Origin of the sequence: Curtobacterium sp. 9128, from assembly GCF_007673775.1 — a bacterium.
Classification (GTDB): Bacteria; Actinomycetota; Actinomycetes; order Actinomycetales; family Microbacteriaceae; genus Curtobacterium.
Map to the genome: position 1 here is coordinate 1 of NZ_VEAF01000026.1, position 255 is coordinate 255.

A 255-nucleotide genomic window follows, 5' to 3' on the forward strand; every position below is an offset into this window, starting at 1 on the left:
CCCACCCCCCACTACACCTCCCACCCCCACCTCCCCCCCACCTCCTCCATCCACCCCCACCCCTCCCTCCCCCAACCCCAACTCTCCAACCTCCCCACCCTCAACCTCCCTCTCCCCCACCTCCTCCCTCACCAACAGCACCGTCCTCCCGTCCCCCTCCACCCCCCTCTCCACCCCTCTCCACCCCAACCCCCTCCCGAACCTCTTCCCCTCCACGACCTCCCCCTCCACCCTCTCCACCACCCCCCACCCCAC

1 protein-coding gene is annotated in these 255 nt (G+C 71.0%); it reads right to left on the bottom strand.

The genetic code is table 11. The features are described 5' to 3' along the window. Nucleotides 1-243 (bottom strand): hypothetical protein (locus tag FS641_RS18625; RefSeq protein WP_186317844.1); only part of this gene is annotated, 243 nt, incomplete at its 3' end. Nucleotides 244-255 lie beyond the last annotated feature (12 nt).